Raw genomic sequence first — 18,215 nt, 5'->3', positions numbered from 1 at the left:
CGTACGCCATCAATTTTGCAGTGCGACTGCCGACGCTTTCCCGGCTAAAGCCGGTCCCACGGAAAGCGCGCGGTGTCAGTAGGACCGGCTTCAGCCGGGAAGAGGCCAGTGCGTACGCCATCAATTTTGCAGCGTGATTGCCGACGCCTTCCCGGCTAAAGCCGGTGCCACGGAAAACGCCGGCTTTAGCCGGGCAGCGTCTTCGATCACCGCCCGTACACGATCGGCATCGGCGGCGGTGACCGGGCTATACACGATCATCGACAGGTCCAGTCGTCCGTCCACCGCAAAATTGGAGTATTCCAGCTCAATGACTCCGTGGGGATCGTGGCGCAGGCGCTTGGTGCCTTCGCCCTGAAGCCTCACGTCGTTGTCCTGCCACAGCGCCGCAAACTCGGGGCTCAGGGTGCACAGTTCTTCAGCCAACTGGGTGACCTCGGAAGCAGCACCGGCGCGGGTCGCGTCCGCCCGAAACGCCGCGACGATGAAACGCGCGACAGCGTTCCAGTCTGCCTGCCGGGCCTGGGCGCGCGGGTTGCAGAACATCAGGCGCAAGATGTTCCGCTGCCCAACCGGCAGCAGGCTGTAGTCGGTGAAGACCGCCGCCGCTGCGGTGTTCCAAGCCAGCACGTCCCACGTCGCCGTCTTGATAAACGCGGGGCTGAACGCCAGGGTATCGAGGACGCGTTGCAGGCGCGGCGTCACCCCGTCAGGCGCGCTGTAGACCACTTCCGGCGGATGGCCGAAGGCGAGCATGAACACGTGCTCGCGCTCGGGTGCGGTCATCAACAGACTTTCGGCAATCCGGTTCAGCACTTGGGCCGAGGGTGCACCGCCCCGCCCCTGCTCCAGCCACGTGTACCAGGTCGCGCTGATATTGGCGCGCTGCGCGACTTCTTCCCGGCGCAAACCCGGTGTACGTCGTCGGCCGGAAAAACCGAAACTGGCCGGATCCAGACGCGCCCGGCAATCCTTCAGATACGTGCCCAGCAAATGAACAGACGGGTTGGCCATGATGATCCTGTTAGTTCGTATACCCTGATAACGTCACGTCTTTTAAGCGGATAAACGTTACGCGCATCCTGCCGGCTTCAGCAAAAGGAGTTTTCAGCAATGCGCGTATTTCTTACCGGCTCCACAGGTTTTATCGGTTCCCGGGTTGCTCGGGAATTACTCACCGCAGGTCATCAGGTGATGGGGATGACGCGTTCCCAGGCCGGCGCCGACGCATTGCGGGCCATCGGTGCCGAACCCTGTCGCAGCACCCTTGAAGACCTCGCCAGCCTCAGACGGGGCGCTGATCTGTGCGACGCGGTCATTCACACCGCGTTCGATCACGACTTCGCCCACTTCATTGACAACTGCCAGAAAGACGCCTGTGCCATTGCCGCGCTGGGCGAGGCGCTGAACGGCTCGCAACGCCCGCTGCTGATCACTTCGGCGACGCCGATGGGCTCGTCGGCACCGGGCGAGCCTGCCGATGAGGATCATTTCAATCCCGAGCATCCCAACCCCCGGGCCGCCTCGGAACTGGCCGCAGAGGCGCTTTTACAACGCGGCCTCAACGTCGTGGTGATGCGCCTGTCGCAAATCCACGACACGGCCAAACAGGGCCTGGCCACCGAACTCATCAGACACGCGCGGCAGACAGGCGTCTCGGCTTACGTCGATGAAGGTCTGAATCACTGGTCCGCCGCGCACATTTCAGACACTGCCCAGCTGTATCGTCTCGCGCTGGAAAAATACCAGCCCGGCGCTCGCTATCATGCAACCGCCGAAAGCCACATCCCATTCCGCCTCATTGCCCAAACCCTGGGCGAAGGCCTTGGCCTGCCCGTTGCGTCGGTGCCGGCGGACGAGGCGATGGCAAGGTTCGGCTGGCTGTCGAGCTTTGTCGGGCGAGACATGGCGAGCCATAGCAACAAAACCCGCGAACGGTTGGACTGGGTGCCGACCGGGCCGGGGCTGATCGAGGATCTCAAAGGGTGTTTTCAGCAGCGGTGAATGATTCGTGGAGACAGAGCTGCCGCGTCTAACGAAAGGACCGTGCGCGCAACGGGCCTACAACGCGTCAGAACCCCAGGAGAAGCGATAAGCGCGAACAGGCGCCGGCGGCCGGCAGCGACCATCATCCGCGTCGGGCCCGACGATCAACCACTCGGCCCTCGACGTTGATCCCAACTGGCGAGCCTTGGCCGCTACAAAACAGCGCTCAAGCTCGGCGGCGGGCACCAGGGCAAAGGCGGATGGATGGGTGCGCAACCAGAGCGCGGCGTGCCCGACGGCGGATTGATCGGCAAACCCGAAATGCACCACCGGCTGGCGCGCGAACAGCCAATGCCCTTCCCGCCAGCCGACCAATACCAGTTCGGCGCCGTCGGTCAGCCGGGCCGCTTCCACCATGAGGGCCTTATGAGGATTGGGTCCGTCGGTAAACGGCTCCACGAAGCCACGGCCGAACCACAGGCAAAACCAGGTCACCACCGCCACGCCAAACACGGCGCGGGCTTTCGGGCGATCGCCAAACCAGCGTCGCAGCAGCCACGGAATCAGCGGCGCTGCGGCCAGCACCAGGCCGGGTAACGCCGGGAAGATGTAGATTTTGCGCTTGCCGGTGCTCAGGCAGAAAAACAGCACCACCAGGACCACCCAGCCCAGCAAGAGTAGTATCCGCGCGTCGTGCTTTTGCAGTTGGCGACGCCAGGCGGGCACCAGCCACGGCAACGCCAGCACCAACGGCAGCCAGTACTGCGGGATGACGGTCAGGAAATACCAGAACGGTTCGCGGTGATCCCACGCCGACGCGTAGCGGCCACCGGTCTGGTGAAACAGGATCTCCTTCAGGTACGCCACTTCGTCAGCGCCACCCTTGAGCCAGACCGTGGCAAGCAGCGGGACAACCCAGACCGCACACCCGGCCAGCACCAGCAGAAAACCGGTCGCCCAGCGAAGCCCCTGCCCCGGCATGACGGCCACACCCGGCCATCGCTTGCGCACGGCGTAGCCGTAGGGGACCAGCATCAGCGCCGGCAGAAAACCGACCCCCTTGCTGATGATCCCCAGGCCCATCGCCAGACACCCCAGGTAGAACCAGCCCCACGCCGGCCCCAGCAGAAGGTGCCGAACCATGCCGTAGAAGCCCAGCGCGACCCACAGGCACAGGAAGCTGTCGATCTGGCCGGTGCGCAGGATGCTGTAGGTCTGGTAAGTCGCCAGAAACAGTAGCGCGGCAATGCGCCCCACCCTGCGGCACCAGAGGCGCCGGCCCAAGTCGTACAACACCGCCGTGGCGGTGGCCGCCGAGAGCAGGCCCGGGATGAAGAGTGCCAGCGACGGCGAACCGGTCAGCCAGGTGAAGAACGCCACCGTCCACATGAACAACGGCGGCTTGTCGCCATAGATTTCGCCGGCCCGATGGGGAATCAGCCAACTGCCGCTGTGCAGCATTTCCAGTGCGACGCCCAGAAAACGTTCTTCGTCGACATTCAGTGGCTGCCTGATGCCAAAGCCGGCGCCGACCAGCAGCAGCGACAGCACCACGAGTGCCAGGCATTGCCACGCGGGAGAATGAACACGGCCCACCGGCTATTCCTTCAGATCTTTGTGTTTGGCAATCAGCTGCAGGTTGCGCAGGTAAACCACGAAGCCAAATGACTGGCCGATGATGAACACCGGGTCTTCCCGGTAGATGGCGTAGATCAGCAGCAATGCGCTGCCAAGCATGCTCAGGTACCAGAAGCCCACCGGAATCACGCTGCGTTTCTTGATTTCGCTGTACAGCCACTGCAAGACGAAACGGCCGGTGAAGACCGCCTGGCCGAGAAAGCCCACCGTGAGCCAAAGCGCTTCGCGGGTGAAATTCATCCGTTCATCTCCTCGGGCCGGGTATTGAGTCGCGTGCGGCGCACCAGCCACCAGACGCCGAACAGGTCGAGGATGCCGACCAGCGCCCGGTCCAGATTGCCGTAGTTGGAAACGCCGGCCTGTCGGTGCCGGTGGTGAACCGGATGAACGATCATTCGGCCATGATGGCGCTGGATCAACGCGGGGATGAAGCGGTGCATGTGATCGAAATAAGGCAGTCGCAGAAACGCCTCTCGATGGATCAGCTTCAGCCCGCAGCCTGTGTCCGGCGTGGCGTCCTTGAGCAGCCGGCTGCGCAAGGCATTGGCGAAACGGGACGCCCAGCGCTTGCTCGCAGTGTCTCGCCGGTTGACGCGGTGCCCGGCCACCAAGGTCAGTGGCTCAAGTGGGTTCTGGTCATTGCCCTGCCCTGCATCGCGCACCAGCGCCAGCATGCCGGGCAAATCGGCAGGGTCGTTCTGGCCGTCGCCGTCCAGCGTCGCCAGCCATTCACCGCGCGCGGCGTGGGCGGCATGCCAGATCGACGTGCTCTGGCCGAGGGAAACGCCGTTGTGCAGGATTCGCAAAGGCTCGTAGCCGTCGGCCTTGATCTGCTGCAGCACACGCAGCGTGTCGTCGGTGCTGCCGTCGTCGACCACCCACACCTCATAGCGCTCCCCGGCCAGCGCGGCGCGTACTTCATTGAGCAATGAAGGCAGGTTCTGCGCCTCATTTTTTGCCGGGATCAACACCGACACGAACACCGATTCACTCATCACGCCCACCGCGTCGCTTGTTTTGATTGTCTGGCCGGTTGTGACTGTCTGGCCGGTTGGCCCTGTTTGCCGGGGTAGAAATCGCGATACCAGCGCACGAATTCGGCGACGCCCTGCTCCACACCTACCTGGGGGCTGAAGTCGATCCATTTCTCCAGGCCGGACACATCGGCCCAGGTCTGCAGCACGTCCCCCGGCTGAAGCGGCAAATAGTTGCGCTTGGCCTGAATCCCCAGCGCCGACTCCAGGCAGTGAATGAAGTCCAGAAGCTTCACCGGCGCGCCTCGCCCGATGTTGAACAGCTGACACGGGGCGATCCCGTCCACGAGCGGCGGCGGTCTGGGCAGCAGCCGGCTCATCGACTCCGTGATGTCGTCGATGTAGGTGAAATCCCGCGCCATCTCGCCGTCGTTATAAATATCGATGGGCTCGCCTTTGAGGATGGCTCGGGTGAATTTGAACAGCGCCATGTCCGGCCGCCCCCAGGGACCGTACACGGTGAAAAACCGCAGGCCTGTCGCCGGAATCCGGTACAGATGGGAATAGCTGTAGGCCATGAGCTCGTTGGCGCGCTTGGTCGCGGCATACAGGGAAACGGGCTGCTCAACCGCGTCTCCCACCGCGAACGGCATCTTGGTGTTGGCGCCGTACACCGAGCTGCTCGACGCATAAACGAGGTGCTTTACCGGGTAGGCCCGGCAGGCTTCAAGGACATTGAGAAACCCGACCAGGTTGGCATCGGCGTACACGGCCGGGTTGTCGATGGAATAGCGAACCCCCGCCTGCGCCGCAAGATGAATCACCTCGCTGAAGCCGTACGCGCTGAAAAGGCCACGCAATGCGCCTTGGTCGATGATGTCGATTTGCTGAAAGTGAAAGCCTGGGAGGTGTTCAAGCTGTGCGAGCCGGGCACGCTTGAGGTCAACGCTGTAGTAATCGTTGAGGTTGTCGATGCCCACCACGTGAACGCCCTGGCGGCACAGTTTTCTGGCCATGTGAAAGCCGATAAAACCAGCCACCCCTGTGATCAGAACCGTCATTGCGCTATCGCCCAGCGGCGGCACCGAGCCTGGGTGAGTGCTGCGTATCCTGCGCATGAGACCGTGACATTCATTTCATGAGTCCTTTTTACAGAGCCAGCCCACCACCCGTGATCACCGGGATGGCTGTCTGACGCTGTCGGATGCTTGATCAAGCGACATGAAACTGTGTCACAGCAATATTTAAGCAATGTGAATGGGGTGAGCGGCACATCGCGTGATGCGATCGAGACGTTGACCGAGCGAAGCCCAGAGCCGTTGGGCCACCGGCTCTAGCGCAGCCCTGACGGTTTTTGTCGCCGACAGGCAGCCTCGATCGCATTTATTGACGCCCACACGGTCAACTCGAGAGCGTTATTCCCATCAAGTTCCATGTCAAAAGGACAATGTCATGGCTTCAACCGACCGCAAGCCCACCATCGATTACACCGTAAGAACCGGCCCGGGGACCGTGCAGGTGGACCCCTCCACGGGGGGCGATCAAACCTGGAGCGTCATTCTCCAGCCTGACGGCAAGATCATCGTCGGCGGCGAAAGCTTCCAGACCGCCATTGGTTATCCGGGCTCGCCCGGCGATGAAAGCTACGGCACGCGAGGCAGCTTCACGTCGGTGCGCCTCAACAGCGACGGCAGCCTGGACAACAGTTTCGGCCAGGACGGGATTGCCCTCGTGCCCGCCAGCCTGGATCCGGAAGACGAGGCTTACTACGTGATGGCGGTCCAGGCCGACGGCAAAGTCCTGTCGGCGCAGCCCGGGCCTGGCGGTTTGAAAGTCGAACGCTTCAACGTGGATGGCACTCCGGACACCACGTTCGGCAAAGGCGGCGCCGCAGCACTTGATGTACCGATCAGCACCGATGGAATGGCGATTTACGCCACAGCCGACGGTTCGGTGTACGTCAGCGCTCGCGGCAGCTCGCAAGCAGTGGTGTTCAAGCTGGACAGCAGCGGGGCTCCAGCGGAGGATTTCGGTACCGAAGGCGCGCTTATCCTCAACCCTGCCGGACGTTACGGCACCGGCAATATCGCCACTGTTGTGCAGCCCGACGGCAGCGTATTGCTCGGCAGTTGGCTGTACGTGGGCTCCGACGGACCCCACGACCCGGGCGATCCGGTTTATGCCGTTCAGCGACTTGCAGCCGACGGCAACCTCGATAACGCGTTTGGCGTGGACGGCGTGGTGTACTTCGATACCGCGCTGGGGCTGGACTACCGTTCTGCGATAACCGTGCAAGCCGATGGCAAGATCATCATTGCCGGCGAGAGCAATGACAACACCGCCTTCAACGTACTGCGGCTGAATGCCGATGGTTCCTTCGACACTTCCTTTAGCGACGATGGCAAACTCACGATTCGGGTGCCTCAAGGCGAGAAGAACTATGCCCACTCTGTGGTTGTTCAGCCCGATGGCAAAATCCTGATCGCAGGCGACGTCATCACTCGACTGAACGCCGATGGCAGCCTGGACACCACCTTCGGCAGCCAGGACGGTCAATTCCATGTGGATGGCTCCAGCGAGGCCAATCACCTGCTTGGCAACGACACGGCCGAGATCATCCGCGGTCTGGGCGGTGACGATCTGCTGCAAGGCGGGGGTGGCCGTGACGTGCTGGCAGGCGGGACCGGCGCAGACGTTTTCCGCTTCAGCCAGATCAGCGACAGCTACCGTACCGCTACGGAAACCGGCAGTGACCGGATTCTGGACTTCGACGCTTCCCAGGACCGCGTAGACCTGATTGCATTGGGCTTCACCGGCATTGGCGACGGTCACAATGGCACGCTGGCCATCCAGGCCAACGCTGAGGGCACCCGCACCTACCTGAAAAGTTTCGATGCCAACGCTGACGGGCAGCGCTTTGAACTGGCGTTCGAAGGCAACCTGACAGGGCAATTGAACAGCACCAATCTGGTGTTCACCGCCCCCACCGTCGAAGGAACGGCTGGAAGGGACGTGATCACGGGGAGCGCCATGTCGGAGGTCATCTACGGCCTGGCCGGTAACGACCGCATCGATGGTGGCAGAGGCTCGGATGTGATTATCGGTGGCGCGGGTGCCGACCTGTTGAGCGGCGGCGACGACCCGAACCTTTCGGTCTACGGCCGCAACGGCATCAATGACGCTGACGTGTTCCGTTACACGGCAGCCACTGACAGCTACCGCACCGACACCCAGAGCTTCGTGGACCTGATTGACCGGTTCGCCAACAACAACGACAAAATCGACGTGTCGGCATTGGGCTACACGGGTTTCGGAGACGGCACCGGGACGACGCTGAAGATGGTCTATAACCACGATCTGGACCGCACCTACCTGAAGGATGTGGAAGCGGACGCTCAGGGCCATCGGTTCGAAATCGCCCTCACCGGCGACTGGACCCAGGACTTGGGCAATACTGAAATGATCTTTGCGCAGGCCGAGGAAGTGACCCTGGTGGGCATGACCAGCGAGGTTGCCCTCGGCTGACAGGCTGGGTGCATCGAGGGGAACGGCTGATGCGCGTTCCCCTCTTTCAACGCTTAGAGCCGGTGACCTGCATCGACCAACTCGTTATAGGACCTCAATATCCGCATCGGTGCCGCCTTGGCTGACTCGTCCAACAGCGCGCCGTAGGCGTCGATCGCTTTCGAGGCCTCGACGAGTTGCACAGCAGACAGCGGGTCGTTTTCTTTCCCCAGTTCGGCATCAACAGGCCTCCGCCCTTGCGGTAGCACGGGGCACAGCGCATGATGCCGGACTACTTTTTCCAGCACCGGTTTATCGATGGCCCACCATCCCGCCCCCTTTCCTTTCAACGAGGAAGAGCGTGTCCTCTCGCTCGAACACCTGGACGTGCTGGACAGTGCCAACGAGAAGGCATTCGACGACATCGTTCTATTGGCGACCACTTTGTGCGACGCGCCCATTGCGCTGGTGTCGCTGGTCGATCGGGATCGTCAGTGGTTCAAAGCCTGCATCGGCCTTGAGGTGCAGGAAACCCACCGGGATCTGGCGTTCTGCGGCCACGCGATCCTGGACCCCGCGCAGGTGCTGGTCGTCGAAGATGCGGCCGTTGACCCTCGCTTCGCTTCCAGCCCGCTGGTGCTCGGTCCTCCCTATATTCGTTTCTACGCCGGTGCGCCCATTGTCACGGACAGCGGCGCGGCGCTGGGCACTGTCTGCGTGATCGACACACAACCCCGGCAACTGAGCGAACGCCATTCCCTTGCCTTGCAGGCACTGGCCCGGCAGGCCGCTGCCTTGCTCGAGGCCCGCTGGCTGGGCACGCAACGGGCGAAGCAACTGACGCAACTTCAGGACCAATTCAAACACGCCGAGCAGAACCAGAACGAAGTCACCCCGCTGCTGGATAACGCGAGGGGCATTTCATCTCTGGGAATGCTGACGGCGAGCATCGCCCATGACTTCAATAATTTGCTGCAGAGCGTGAGCGCTGCGTTTCAATTGATCCGCCTGCGCTCCCGACGGCCAGTGGACGTGGAGCGCTTCGCCGAAACCGGACTGCAAGCCGTTGAGCAAGGTCGGCAGTTGATCGGCTATTTGATGACCAGCGTGCGCGGTGACGGGCCTGAACTGATCTGCATCGATGTGACCGCTCGCCTTCACGGTGCGCAGTCGCTGATGCGTCATTCGATGAGCGAAACCATCGACCTCACGTTCGATCTCGCCGAATGGGGCTGGGGCGTTCTCTGTCTGGAAGCTCAACTCCATGCGGTCGTCATGAACCTGCTGGCCAATGCACGTGATGCCCTGAAGGGTAGCGGTCAGGTGCATCTGTCCACGCGCTGGGTGCATGTGGAGGATGATTTATCGCTGCAACAGGGCGACTACCTGGTCGTGAGCGTACGGGACAACGGTCCCGGCATGGCCCCTGAAATAGCAGGCCGCGTGTTCGAGCCTCTTTTCACGACCAAGGCGACCGGCCAGGGCACGGGGCTGGGGTTGGCGCAGGCAAAGGATTTTGCGATCAAGTCGGGCGGTGACGCGCGCATCGAAACGGCTCCGGGAGCGGGTACGACGGTCAGTCTGTATCTGAGAATCCTGGGCTGTATTGCGACGTCGGAAGCGGTTCAAGCCGTCTGATGATTCGCTGAACTGAACGTCACGTGCCGACATTTTTTTTACATTCACGCGGTATAGTGGCGGCCCTTGTTGGGGAGTAGCCTGCTCTGGACTCATTGTCACAGAGCGTTCGTGTCAACATTCTCGGCGGCCTGCCGTGGCACGAACACCTTCGGGTTGGCGAGACCAACGATGCATCCATGCCTAAAGTCGGGCGTGTGGTTGCGTCGTTGACTCACAGCCCGACTGGAACATAACCGTGAACCCGATTTCCCTCATCCTTCTTGCTTTGGCCATGTCCACGGACGCTTTCGCAGCGGCCATCGGTAAAGGCGCGAGCCTGCACAAGCCTCGTTTGATAGAAGCGCTGCGCACCGGCATTATCTTCGGTGTGATTGAAGGCATTACGCCCTTGATCGGCTGGCTGATCGGCCAGGCGGCCACGTCTTATGTCGAGAACTGGGATCACTGGATTGCCTTCACGCTCCTCTTGGTGCTCGGCGTGCACATGATCTACAACGGCCTCAAGCACGAAGAAGCCGAAGAAGAAAAGCCCAACCAGCACTCCTTCCTGATATTGGCCGTGACGGCCTTCGCCACCAGCATCGATGCGCTGGCCGTGGGCGTTGGCCTGGCGTTCGTCAACGTGAATATCCTGGTGGCCGCCGCCGCCATCGGTGTCGCGACAACGGTCATGGTCACCCTCGGCGTGATGCTGGGCCGCGTGCTGGGCACGGTGGTGGGCAAACGCGCTGAAATCATCGGCGGCATTGTGCTGATGCTGGTCGGCGCGACGATTCTTTACGAGCATTTGTCGGCGGCGTAAACGACGATATGAGCGCACATGAACCGTGCGCTTCAGCCGTCAAGCCAATGGTTCAATATCCCACGCCGCGCACCCCGCCGGATGCCCTGATGGATTCGCCGGTGACCCAATGGGAATCGCCGGAAGCCAGAAACACGGCCAGAGGGGCAATGTCCTCTGGCTCTCCAAAACGCCCCAGAGGTGTGCCCGCCAGTATTTTCTCTCCCAGCTCGCCCGCAAAGTGGCCGGCCGTTGCGGGTGTGTTGGTGTGGCCCGGCAGGATCGAATTGACCCGGATGCCCCGCGGCCCCAGTTCCCTGGCCAGCGCAAAGCTCAAGGTGTCGACCGCGCCCTTGGTGGCCGAGTAGACACTGGAGGCCAGGTAGGGGTCGGTGCTCAGAATCGAGCTGATGTTGATGATGCTTGCCCCAGGCGCCATCAGCTTGACTGCTTCTCGCACCGCAAGCAGGTAGCCGAGGACGTTCAGGTTGAATTGTGTGTGGAAGGCTTCCTCGGTGAGGTCGTCAATCATCTGGAACACCGCCACCCCTGCGTTATTGACCAGCACATCCAGCGTCCCGTACTGCTCGCGAACCGTGTCGAACAGGCGCGTGACCTCAGCCCCCTGACTCATGTCCGCTTGCACGGCGACGGCGGAGCCGCCCTGGGCGGTGATGTGAGTGACCACCGCCTCGGCGTCGGCCCTGCTGGAGGCATAGTTGATGATGACCGTTGCGCCCTGGGCGGCCAGCGCCTTGGCGATTCCGGCGCCGATACCTTTCGAGGCACCCGTGACTACCGCGATTTTTCCGTTGAGTTTCATACCGTGACCTTTTGAAATGAGGTGTTGTTGAGCGTCGTTACTGTCCGTGGTGAGCACCGGTCGTGAGCACCGGTCGTGAGCTCCGGACCTGGAACGAGCCGCGTGCCCCCAGTATTCGGCCAACCACCGGGCTAGCGTTTGCAGGTTGTTCGCACATCCTTGCCTGATCTTCTCAAATGGCTTGCCAGGCACCGCGGTGTAGCCCACGGTGGGGTATGGAAAATCCAATCGCAGAACTGCGCCGCATCGTGATGAGCGCCCAAAACACCTGGACGGACACCGGTCTGCCCCGCGTCGCAATGGTCTGCGCCGAGGCCTGCGCAGATCAGGTCTACCAGCCGATGCTGCATCTGGTACTCCAGGGCACAAAAAGCCTGTCGATAGGCCATGAGGTTTTTCGCTACACCGCAGGCCATTATTTTCTGGTGCCGGTCGACGTGCCCGCCACGGGCCAGATTCACGCCGCAGCGGCCGATCAACCCTATCTGGCGGTCAGCCTGACCCTTGATCTGGATGTGATTGCGACGCTGCTGATGGAGGTGAACACGGCACCAGGGGCAGCACAAAGCGCGTGCTTTCAGGCCGTGTGCGCGTCGGATGAGATGCTGGACGCTTGGGTGCGGATGATGCGGCTGGTCGATCGTCCCCATGACGCTGGAGTCCTCGCCCCGATGATCGAACGCGAGATTTTGTATCGTGCGTTGCAGGGGCCACTGGGCGGCATCCTTCGTGACATGGCGCGCCCGGATGGCCGGATGACACAGATCCGCCGTGTGACGCAGTGGATTCGCGAGCATTACACCGAGCCTTTCCGCGTCGAGCCTCTCGCACTGATGTCCGAGATGAGCGTTGCTGCCTTTTATCGGCATTTCAAGTCGGTCACAGCCATGACACCCATTCAGTATCAAAAACGCCTGCGCCTGTTACGGGCTCGCTGGTTATTGCTGTTCGACACCCTGGACGCCACGTCCATCGCTTACAAGGTCGGCTACGAAAGCGCTTCGCAATTCAATCGCGAATACGCCCGGCTGTTCGGCCTGCCTCCCCTGCGGGACGCCGCGCGGTTCAAGTCGCCCCTCGCCCCAACCGGCGAGACCACTGCCCCACCGGCAGCCCCCTGACCGGAACTACCTGGCTGGCAGGTCGGTGATGACCGTGCCCGCGATGCTCAGCGCAAACCCGCCGCCGAACACCTGCGACGGGGCTGTGAACCCCCGCCGCCGCTCACCGCCCAACACACGGCGGGCAGCTTCAACCGCAGCGAGTGGTGTGTAGGTGTAGCCGTTCACGGTTTCGATGACCGACCGCGCGATCGAGCCATCTGCCCCGGTGATCTCAACCGCCGCGCGAGCCCTATGGGCATCACGCGCCGCAGCGTCGGGGCCATCGGGAAGCAGTGAGAGGTCGCCCTCTGGAAACGCTTCGCCCGAGAGGTGGACATACATCCTGATGTCGGGAATGGCGGTTGCATGCCACGCGGTCACGAGATCCCCGAACGAGAGCGGCACACAGAGCAGCGGTCCCTGGCCGAAATCAAACTGACGCGGCGGGGCATCAGGTGTCGCGACAAGTTCACCCGCCACCCTGGCGAGCACACCGGCGCCGATGATTTCGCTGACGCTCTTGGCCGAGCCCCGAGACATCGACCCCGGCACTTGCAGCGCGATGCGCAGCGAACGCGGTTGATCAACGCGCCTGGCGACATGCAGTGCCAGCGCGTCGGTAGGCACCACGTCCCAGCCCACGCCCGGCAGCAACATGACGCCCTGTGCAAAGGCTTCAGCGCCCAATCGTTCGGCCAATCGGTACACGTTGATTTCGGCGGTGATGTCCAGATAGTCAACGCCGGCGTGGATGCAGGCGCGCATCAAAGGCTCGGCGGTGTGCGCAAACGGACCGGCAAAGTTGAGCAGCACAGAGATCCCCGACAACGAAGCGGCAGCATTCCCGTCGGCATCGAACACCCGATAGGGCACGCCCAGCTGCGCAGCGAGTGCCTCGAGTTGATGACGATTGCGCCAGGCGATTTCGAACACCAGCCCCTGGGCTTTGGCGCGTTCTGCTGCCATGCGCCCGGTGTAACCCGTGGCGCCGTAGATCAGCAGCGGGCTCATTGGCCGTGCTGCCATTTTTTGCAGACGAATTCCAGGCTGTAGCCGTCCGGGTCCAGCACATTGGCGGCGTAGTAATCAGGGTCGTAGTGCAAGCGTGGCCCCGGCGCGCCGTTGTCCACGGCTCCGTGATCCATGGCGGTGGCGTAAGCGGCGTCCACTTCGGCCTTGCTGTTGGCGACGAAGCCGACATGGACAGCACGTCCTTCGACTACTCCCTCGCGCAGCCAGAAAAACACCCGACCGTTGGCGCCGAAGCCTTTGAGGTCCGGATGACCCGGCGGGCCGTCCTTGCCGTCGTAGTCCAGCCGAGCCGTGATCCCGAGAGGCCTTAGCACATGCTCGTAGAAGCGAACGGAACGTGGGATGTTGCTCACTGACAGAAAAATATGATCCAGCATTCTAAAAACCCTCCCGTGGTCAGATGTTGTAGCCGCCGGCGACTTCAAGGGTCTGGGCATTGATCCAGCCGCTTTCGTCGGACAGCAACATGGCAATCACTCGGCCGACGTCTTCCGGCTCGCCCACTCTGCCGAGCGCGGTCTGCGCCGCCAGCATCGCTTCGAACGCATTGTTGAGGCCGCCGCCCAGCTCTGTGCGGATGGCGCCCGGTGATACCGCATTGGCGCGTATTCGCCGGTCGGCAAATTCTTTGGCCATGTAGCGGGTCAGCACTTCAAGGCCACCCTTGAACGCGGCGTAGGGAGCAACGCCGGCCGTGGCCACTCGTGTCGTGGCGCTGGTGAGATTGACGATGCTGGCGTTGTCCGCGAGTAACGGCAGCAGCGCCTGAGTCAGAAAAAACGGGCCTTTGAGGTGCACATTGAACAGACCGTCGAACTGCGCTTCGCTGACCGTTGCCAAGGGGTTGAACAGGCCATAGCCGGCGTTGTTGACCAGGCCACTCAACGTGGCGGTCGCCCAGGTTTCGCGAAGTGCCGTGACCACGGATTCGCGAAACGCCTCGAAGCTGCCGACGTCGGACACGTCGACTTCCAGCGCAACGGCCTTCCCACCGGCCTGTGCAATGCGCTCGACGACCAAAGCCGCTGCCTGAGGGTTGGCGTTGTACGTCAGGATGACACCCATACCCCGTTTCGCCGCGTGTTCGGCCGCACTGGCGCCGATCCCGCGGCTGCCGCCTGTGATAACGATAACGCCCATGTCGTGTTCCTCTGTGATTCAAACGTGGCTACACAGTACTCATCACAGAGACCGAGGACGTGTCCGTTCCTGCTCGGAACCTGCCCGTTTCTGCTTTTCCCTTGCGCGGCATGACGCTCAGCCCTCAGCATGCTGCCCATGGAAAAACAACTGAATGAACTCAGATCCCTCGCCGCCGGGGCTGAAAACCGTCGCACCGAAACGGGCATACCCCGGGTGGCCATGGTTCAGGGCAAAATCCCCGAGCACCTGCTCGCGGCGGTCTATGACCCGATGATCAACGTGATCCTGCAGGGCAGCAAAAGCATGACCGTGGGGGACCTGACCCTCAGCTACGACCCGGCGACCTACTTCGTGATGTCCATCGATCTGCCTGCGGTGGGTTCGGTGCACCCGGCCCCAGCAGGCGACCCTTATCTGGCAGTCAGCCTGACGCTGGACCCGGCGGTGCTGGCAACGCTGTTCGCCGACCTGCCCAAACCTGCCAGCCGCGCGGAGCAGGATTCGGGGTTTTCCGTCGCATTGATGACCGATGAACTGATGGATGCCTGGGTGCGAATGCTGCGACTGATGGGCGACCCCGAAGCGATCGCCGCCCTCGCCCCGGTCTATGAACGGGAAATTATTTTCCGCGTGCTCCAGGGCCCCCTTGGCTGGATGTTGCGCGAAATTGCCGTGCCGGACAGCGCCATGGCGCGGGTCAACATGGCCATTCAGTGGATTCGGCGTGACTTCGCTCAACCCTTGGGCGTGGAGCGCCTGGCCGAGCGCGCTTCGATGAGCGTCTCGGCGTTCCATCGGCATTTCAAGGCGGTCACTCACCTGAGCCCTTTGCAGTACCAGAAGCGGGTTCGCCTGTTGCAGGCCAGAACGCTGATGGTCGCCAATGCCATGAGCGTCATGGCGGCCGCCGTCGAGGTCGGCTACGAGAGCGCCACCCAGTTCAGTCGTGATTACGCCCGGGTGTTCGGGCTCCCTCCCGCCCGGGATGCCGGCAGGATTCTCAGGGCTACGGGGGTGGTCGCGCGGTCCTAGGAGTAAGACGGGATGTATCAAGTTAAGAAAAAATCAGGATAATTGGTCGAACTGAAGATTTTCTGGGTGCACTGAAGAAAAACTGCATGGGATCGTCGTGAATCAAGGAATTGCGCTATGAATACGGCAATGGTCGCCTTTCCCGCTTTTTGATCCACCACACTCTGTGCCGCGCCGGCGCGCTGTAGAATGGTTTGCTGCTGCCGGTATCTGTGGCCATGAAACGCGAGGAGCGCCTGTATCTGGAGACGTTGCAGTCGTTCTCTCGCCCGGCGCGTGAGTTCTGGGACGTCCGGAGGATTGATCAGTGTCAATACTCGTTCGAATTCACGGGTGATCCCTCGATCTATCGCTTCTGGGATGCCACTTCAGCGGTACGTTTCACTCTGGAAATGGCGAAGCGTGCGTTAGAAGTGGAACTTCGGGAAGAGACAATCTTTCTTGAAAACTATGACAGGGTCGTGCGGACGGTAAATGAGGTCTACGACGTGCGCGGCAGCGACTTGGCCAACCTCGTGATGATGTGCCTGACGAATAACGGGAAAGTTTCCAACAACCGTCGCAAGCAGTACCAATACTCGGTCCAGCCTGAGGTGTTCGACTACATTGAGCAGGTCACACAAATGCTGCTTGATCAGCAGGCGCAACAACGGCCACAAGATGAAAACGACCAGTAAATGAAAGGGGATTATCGGTGTGTGCTGCTCACCCGGTATTCAGATAACCGCGCGCGGACACAAGGACCACAGCCACATGAACTGCCATATCCGCAAGGCAACGGATAATGACGCCACCGCGATCAGCCGCGTCATCGTGGCCGCCTTAGGCGAGTCCAATAGCCAGGATTATTCCGCCGCCGTGATCGCCCAGGTGACGCTGAGTTTTTCCCCGTCGGCGATCCTGCGCTTGCTGGTGCAGCGGCAGGTGTACGTGGCGACCCTCGACGAAGAAGTTATTGCCACGGCGAGCCTCGATCAAGCCACGGTTCGCAGCGTGTTCGTCGCCCCGACACACCAGGGCCAGGGCGCCGGCCGCGCGTTGATGGCGGCTGTTGAATCAACCGCCCACTCCCACGGCATCCGTCGGTTACGCGTGCCCTCCTCCATCACGGCCGAGGGCTTCTACCAGTCCCTGGGCTACTCGACCGTTCGGGATGAATACCACGGCGAAGAGCGGACGATCATCATGGAGAAGGCGCTGACGCCTCTGGCCTAGTCAGCGACGCCACACCCGCCCTTCGGGGCTGACCACCCAGGGCAAGCGGTCCGCAATAATCTGCACACCGCCGACCCACCGCTCTGCGGGCTCAAGATCAAGCCAGTTCACTTCCCCGCGCACGACGCGCTCACCCAGGGCCGTCAGCCGGACGAGTCGCTTGGGCCATTCGCTGCCCGATTGTTCGTGCAGCAGCGGGTGCGGTGCGTCGATGAGCGGTCTCAGCAGCGCGTTGAACATCATGTCGCCCAGATACGGCAGCGGCTCATAGGTCAGCATCAAATGACCGAACACCTTCCCCGCCGGCATCTCGCCTTTCTCCGCGAGAATGCGCAGGGTCAGCCGCTGGGTCAGGCTCAAGCCATCCTCTGCGCCGGGCAGCTCCTGCAGTTGTCTTGCCAGCGCGGGACCGAGCAGCGGCAGCGCGCAATGGTGCTGTGCCGCAAGCTCGGCCCAGCGAGTCGGGTCCGCTGCGGTGTAGGCGGCCCATACCTGCCGGGCCAGTGCCAGCGCGTCTTCACCGATGGCGCGCCGCTGGGGCCAAAGCCAGGCGAGCACGTCCGGGTCCAGTTGCCCGATACCAATGAATCGCTCGACGCCGGGCACGCGGTTGATCTCGATCAGCTCCAGCCTGCGCGGCATGCTGGGCAAACTCGCCAGCAGCCGAACCAGAAACAGCTGATCGTAGGCATCGGCTTCGCACCACAGGACCAGTTCACTGTCGGCATTCAGGCGTGCCAAAGCCCCGCGCTGAGTCGCCTGCCGTTGCTGAGCATCACGGGCCGACAAGCCGAAGGCCTGCTGGGCAAAGAGTGCCCTCACCGCCCAATAGTCGTCGTTAGGCAGCGCCAGTACCGGTCCCATGACCATCGGGTCGTCGAACATCTGGAACGCACCTGCGAAGCCGGCAACGCGCAGGCTGCGCTCGATGTCGTTGCCGCAGCGCCAGTGCTGAACCTGTGCTTCACCCGTCGCCGCAAAATCCGGATGGCGGGCGGCAAATCCGACGGCATCGGCATGGGCGATCAATTTGGGCCAACTGGCGAACCCTGCCTCCCGGGCCACCAGCCATTGGGTGTCGGCGAGCCGATAGGCCGGGCCCGGCAGGCCCATCGCGCGCAATTGCGCCCGGGCGTCATCCGCTTCGTGGGTGTTCAGGGCTTTGAGAAGACGTTTTGCGTGCTTACGCAGCGCAGGTACATCGAGCAGACCGTGTTGACGGGACGCATGTGTGGCAGGCATGCCAACTCCTTTGGGGCTCGGTCCGCCGACAAGCCGGGAGCTGGAATGAATGAGTGTGCAACGCTTGCCTTGGGAAACCCCTTCGCGCGGACCGCAGGCGC

18 protein-coding genes, 1 pseudogene and 1 riboswitch are annotated in these 18,215 nt (G+C 62.1%); of the genes and pseudogenes, 8 read left to right on the top strand and 11 right to left on the bottom strand.

Features of this window, described 5'->3' with window-relative positions; translation table 11 throughout:
* Window positions 1-120: 120 nt before the first annotated feature.
* On the bottom strand, window positions 121-1,014 hold the full coding sequence (locus tag M1E04_RS10995) for a helix-turn-helix transcriptional regulator (protein ID WP_456292962.1): 894 nt from the start codon (window positions 1,012-1,014) through the stop codon (window positions 121-123).
* Window positions 1,015-1,113: 99 nt separating this feature from the next.
* Here M1E04_RS10995 and M1E04_RS10990 point away from each other — a divergent pair, with 99 nt between their 5' ends.
* Window positions 1,114-2,004: an SDR family oxidoreductase gene (locus M1E04_RS10990; protein WP_456292961.1), complete on the top strand. Its 891-nt coding sequence runs from the start codon at window positions 1,114-1,116 to the stop codon at window positions 2,002-2,004.
* A gap of 57 nt (window positions 2,005-2,061) precedes the next feature.
* On the opposite strand, the gene M1E04_RS10985 is transcribed toward M1E04_RS10990, so the two are convergent.
* Genes M1E04_RS10985 through M1E04_RS10970 form a run of 4 tightly spaced genes read right to left on the bottom strand, consistent with a single transcriptional unit; the run spans window position 2,062 to window position 5,659 of the window.
* Window positions 2,062-3,582 (bottom strand): ArnT family glycosyltransferase, encoded by a 1,521-nt coding sequence (locus M1E04_RS10985; RefSeq protein WP_456292960.1) that lies wholly within the window; start codon window positions 3,580-3,582, stop codon window positions 2,062-2,064.
* Between the two features lie 3 nt (window positions 3,583-3,585).
* Window positions 3,586-3,864 carry a lipid-A-disaccharide synthase N-terminal domain-containing protein gene (locus tag M1E04_RS10980; protein ID WP_065988912.1) on the bottom strand — a complete coding sequence of 93 codons (279 nt, stop codon included), beginning with the start codon at window positions 3,862-3,864 and terminating at the stop codon, window positions 3,586-3,588.
* Entirely contained in the window at window positions 3,861-4,619 is a 759-nt protein-coding gene (locus M1E04_RS10975; protein ID WP_456292959.1) for a glycosyltransferase family 2 protein, read from the bottom strand. The genes M1E04_RS10980 and M1E04_RS10975 overlap by 4 nt, the downstream gene beginning before the upstream one ends.
* Window positions 4,619-5,659 carry an NAD-dependent epimerase gene (locus M1E04_RS10970; protein ID WP_456292958.1) on the bottom strand — a complete coding sequence of 347 codons (1,041 nt, stop codon included), beginning with the start codon at window positions 5,657-5,659 and terminating at the stop codon, window positions 4,619-4,621. The genes M1E04_RS10975 and M1E04_RS10970 overlap by 1 nt, the downstream gene beginning before the upstream one ends.
* A 391-nt stretch (window positions 5,660-6,050) precedes the next feature.
* On the opposite strand from M1E04_RS10970, the gene M1E04_RS10965 reads away from it, so the two are divergent.
* Window positions 6,051-8,123, top strand: a complete 2,073-nt coding sequence (locus M1E04_RS10965) for a calcium-binding protein (protein ID WP_369319567.1) — start codon at window positions 6,051-6,053, stop codon at window positions 8,121-8,123.
* A 53-nt stretch (window positions 8,124-8,176) separates the two neighbouring features.
* Here the strand turns inward: M1E04_RS10965 and M1E04_RS10960 are convergent, their stop codons facing one another.
* On the bottom strand, window positions 8,177-8,410 hold the full coding sequence (locus M1E04_RS10960; RefSeq protein ID WP_065988910.1) for a hypothetical protein: 234 nt from the start codon (window positions 8,408-8,410) through the stop codon (window positions 8,177-8,179).
* A gap of 10 nt (window positions 8,411-8,420) precedes the next feature.
* On the opposite strand from M1E04_RS10960, the gene M1E04_RS10955 reads away from it, so the two are divergent.
* Both M1E04_RS10955 and mntP read left to right on the top strand, forming a co-directional pair.
* Complete coding sequence (locus M1E04_RS10955) at window positions 8,421-9,740, top strand: ATP-binding protein (protein WP_296312208.1); 1,320 nt, start codon at window positions 8,421-8,423, stop codon at window positions 9,738-9,740.
* 64 nt (window positions 9,741-9,804) lie between these two features.
* Window positions 9,805-9,966: riboswitch (yybP-ykoY riboswitch) on the top strand.
* Between the two features lie 12 nt (window positions 9,967-9,978).
* Window positions 9,979-10,545, top strand: a complete 567-nt coding sequence (mntP, locus tag M1E04_RS10950; RefSeq protein WP_065988908.1) for a manganese efflux pump MntP — start codon at window positions 9,979-9,981, stop codon at window positions 10,543-10,545.
* A 52-nt stretch (window positions 10,546-10,597) separates the two neighbouring features.
* Here mntP and M1E04_RS10945 read toward each other — a convergent pair whose 3' ends face one another.
* Window positions 10,598-11,347, bottom strand: coding sequence for a glucose 1-dehydrogenase (locus M1E04_RS10945; protein WP_192130361.1), 750 nt, complete (start codon window positions 11,345-11,347; stop codon window positions 10,598-10,600).
* Window positions 11,348-11,562: 215 nt separating this feature from the next.
* Here M1E04_RS10945 and M1E04_RS10940 point away from each other — a divergent pair, with 215 nt between their 5' ends.
* Window positions 11,563-12,468, top strand: coding sequence for an AraC family transcriptional regulator N-terminal domain-containing protein (locus M1E04_RS10940; RefSeq protein ID WP_456292957.1), 906 nt, complete (start codon window positions 11,563-11,565; stop codon window positions 12,466-12,468).
* Window positions 12,469-12,474: 6 nt separating this feature from the next.
* On the opposite strand, the gene M1E04_RS10935 is transcribed toward M1E04_RS10940, so the two are convergent.
* Genes M1E04_RS10935 through M1E04_RS10925 form a run of 3 tightly spaced genes read right to left on the bottom strand, consistent with a single transcriptional unit; the run spans window position 12,475 to window position 14,622 of the window.
* A complete protein-coding gene (locus M1E04_RS10935) occupies window positions 12,475-13,461 on the bottom strand; it encodes a saccharopine dehydrogenase family protein (RefSeq protein WP_456292956.1) in 987 nt (328 codons plus the stop codon).
* On the bottom strand, window positions 13,458-13,859 hold the full coding sequence (locus tag M1E04_RS10930; protein ID WP_456292955.1) for a VOC family protein: 402 nt from the start codon (window positions 13,857-13,859) through the stop codon (window positions 13,458-13,460). Before M1E04_RS10930 ends, M1E04_RS10935 begins: the two co-directional genes overlap by 4 nt.
* A 19-nt stretch (window positions 13,860-13,878) precedes the next feature.
* Window positions 13,879-14,622: an SDR family NAD(P)-dependent oxidoreductase gene (locus M1E04_RS10925; RefSeq protein WP_456292954.1), complete on the bottom strand. Its 744-nt coding sequence runs from the start codon at window positions 14,620-14,622 to the stop codon at window positions 13,879-13,881.
* Between the two features lie 138 nt (window positions 14,623-14,760).
* Here M1E04_RS10925 and M1E04_RS10920 point away from each other — a divergent pair, with 138 nt between their 5' ends.
* The 3 genes and pseudogenes from M1E04_RS10920 to M1E04_RS10910 all read left to right on the top strand — a co-directional run bounded on the left by M1E04_RS10920 (window position 14,761) and on the right by M1E04_RS10910 (window position 16,872).
* On the top strand, window positions 14,761-15,657 hold the full coding sequence (locus M1E04_RS10920) for an AraC family transcriptional regulator N-terminal domain-containing protein (protein WP_456292953.1): 897 nt from the start codon (window positions 14,761-14,763) through the stop codon (window positions 15,655-15,657).
* Between the two features lie 125 nt (window positions 15,658-15,782).
* Window positions 15,783-16,334 (top strand): annotated as a pseudogene (locus M1E04_RS10915) (Fic family protein); the annotation flags it as partial.
* A 76-nt stretch (window positions 16,335-16,410) separates the two neighbouring features.
* The gene (locus tag M1E04_RS10910) at window positions 16,411-16,872 is read left to right on the top strand and encodes a GNAT family N-acetyltransferase (protein WP_065988902.1); all 462 of its coding nucleotides are present in this window, start codon (window positions 16,411-16,413) and stop codon (window positions 16,870-16,872) included.
* On the opposite strand, the gene M1E04_RS10905 is transcribed toward M1E04_RS10910, so the two are convergent.
* Complete coding sequence (locus tag M1E04_RS10905) at window positions 16,873-18,114, bottom strand: DUF1835 domain-containing protein (protein ID WP_456292952.1); 1,242 nt, start codon at window positions 18,112-18,114, stop codon at window positions 16,873-16,875.
* Window positions 18,115-18,215: the final 101 nt, after the last annotated feature.

Source organism: Pseudomonas sp. AK106 (assembly GCF_053903055.1).
The sequence above is the reverse complement of the archived record's forward strand: the minus strand, read 5'-3'. Positions and strand labels throughout refer to the sequence as shown.

Excerpts from the sequence above, each read along its gene's own strand:
- M1E04_RS10980 (WP_065988912.1), bottom strand. The coding sequence starts at position 3,864 with ATGAATTTCACCCGCGAAGCGCTTTGGCTCACGGTGGGCTTTCTCGGC.
- M1E04_RS10905 (WP_456292952.1), bottom strand. The coding sequence starts at position 18,114 with ATGCCTGCCACACATGCGTCCCGTCAACACGGTCTGCTCGATGTACCT.
- M1E04_RS10920 (WP_456292953.1), top strand. The coding sequence starts at position 14,761 with ATGGAAAAACAACTGAATGAACTCAGATCCCTCGCCGCCGGGGCTGAA.
- M1E04_RS10935 (WP_456292956.1), bottom strand. The coding sequence starts at position 13,461 with ATGAGCCCGCTGCTGATCTACGGCGCCACGGGTTACACCGGGCGCATG.
- M1E04_RS10965 (WP_369319567.1), top strand. The coding sequence starts at position 6,051 with ATGGCTTCAACCGACCGCAAGCCCACCATCGATTACACCGTAAGAACC.
- M1E04_RS10975 (WP_456292959.1), bottom strand. The coding sequence starts at position 4,619 with ATGAGTGAATCGGTGTTCGTGTCGGTGTTGATCCCGGCAAAAAATGAG.
- M1E04_RS10910 (WP_065988902.1), top strand. The coding sequence starts at position 16,411 with ATGAACTGCCATATCCGCAAGGCAACGGATAATGACGCCACCGCGATC.
- M1E04_RS10925 (WP_456292954.1), bottom strand. The coding sequence starts at position 14,622 with ATGGGCGTTATCGTTATCACAGGCGGCAGCCGCGGGATCGGCGCCAGT.
- M1E04_RS10945 (WP_192130361.1), bottom strand. The coding sequence starts at position 11,347 with ATGAAACTCAACGGAAAAATCGCGGTAGTCACGGGTGCCTCGAAAGGT.
- M1E04_RS10930 (WP_456292955.1), bottom strand. The coding sequence starts at position 13,859 with ATGCTGGATCATATTTTTCTGTCAGTGAGCAACATCCCACGTTCCGTT.
- M1E04_RS10995 (WP_456292962.1), bottom strand. The coding sequence starts at position 1,014 with ATGGCCAACCCGTCTGTTCATTTGCTGGGCACGTATCTGAAGGATTGC.
- M1E04_RS10990 (WP_456292961.1), top strand. The coding sequence starts at position 1,114 with ATGCGCGTATTTCTTACCGGCTCCACAGGTTTTATCGGTTCCCGGGTT.
- M1E04_RS10955 (WP_296312208.1), top strand. The coding sequence starts at position 8,421 with ATGGCCCACCATCCCGCCCCCTTTCCTTTCAACGAGGAAGAGCGTGTC.
- M1E04_RS10970 (WP_456292958.1), bottom strand. The coding sequence starts at position 5,659 with ATGACGGTTCTGATCACAGGGGTGGCTGGTTTTATCGGCTTTCACATG.
- M1E04_RS10940 (WP_456292957.1), top strand. The coding sequence starts at position 11,563 with ATGGAAAATCCAATCGCAGAACTGCGCCGCATCGTGATGAGCGCCCAA.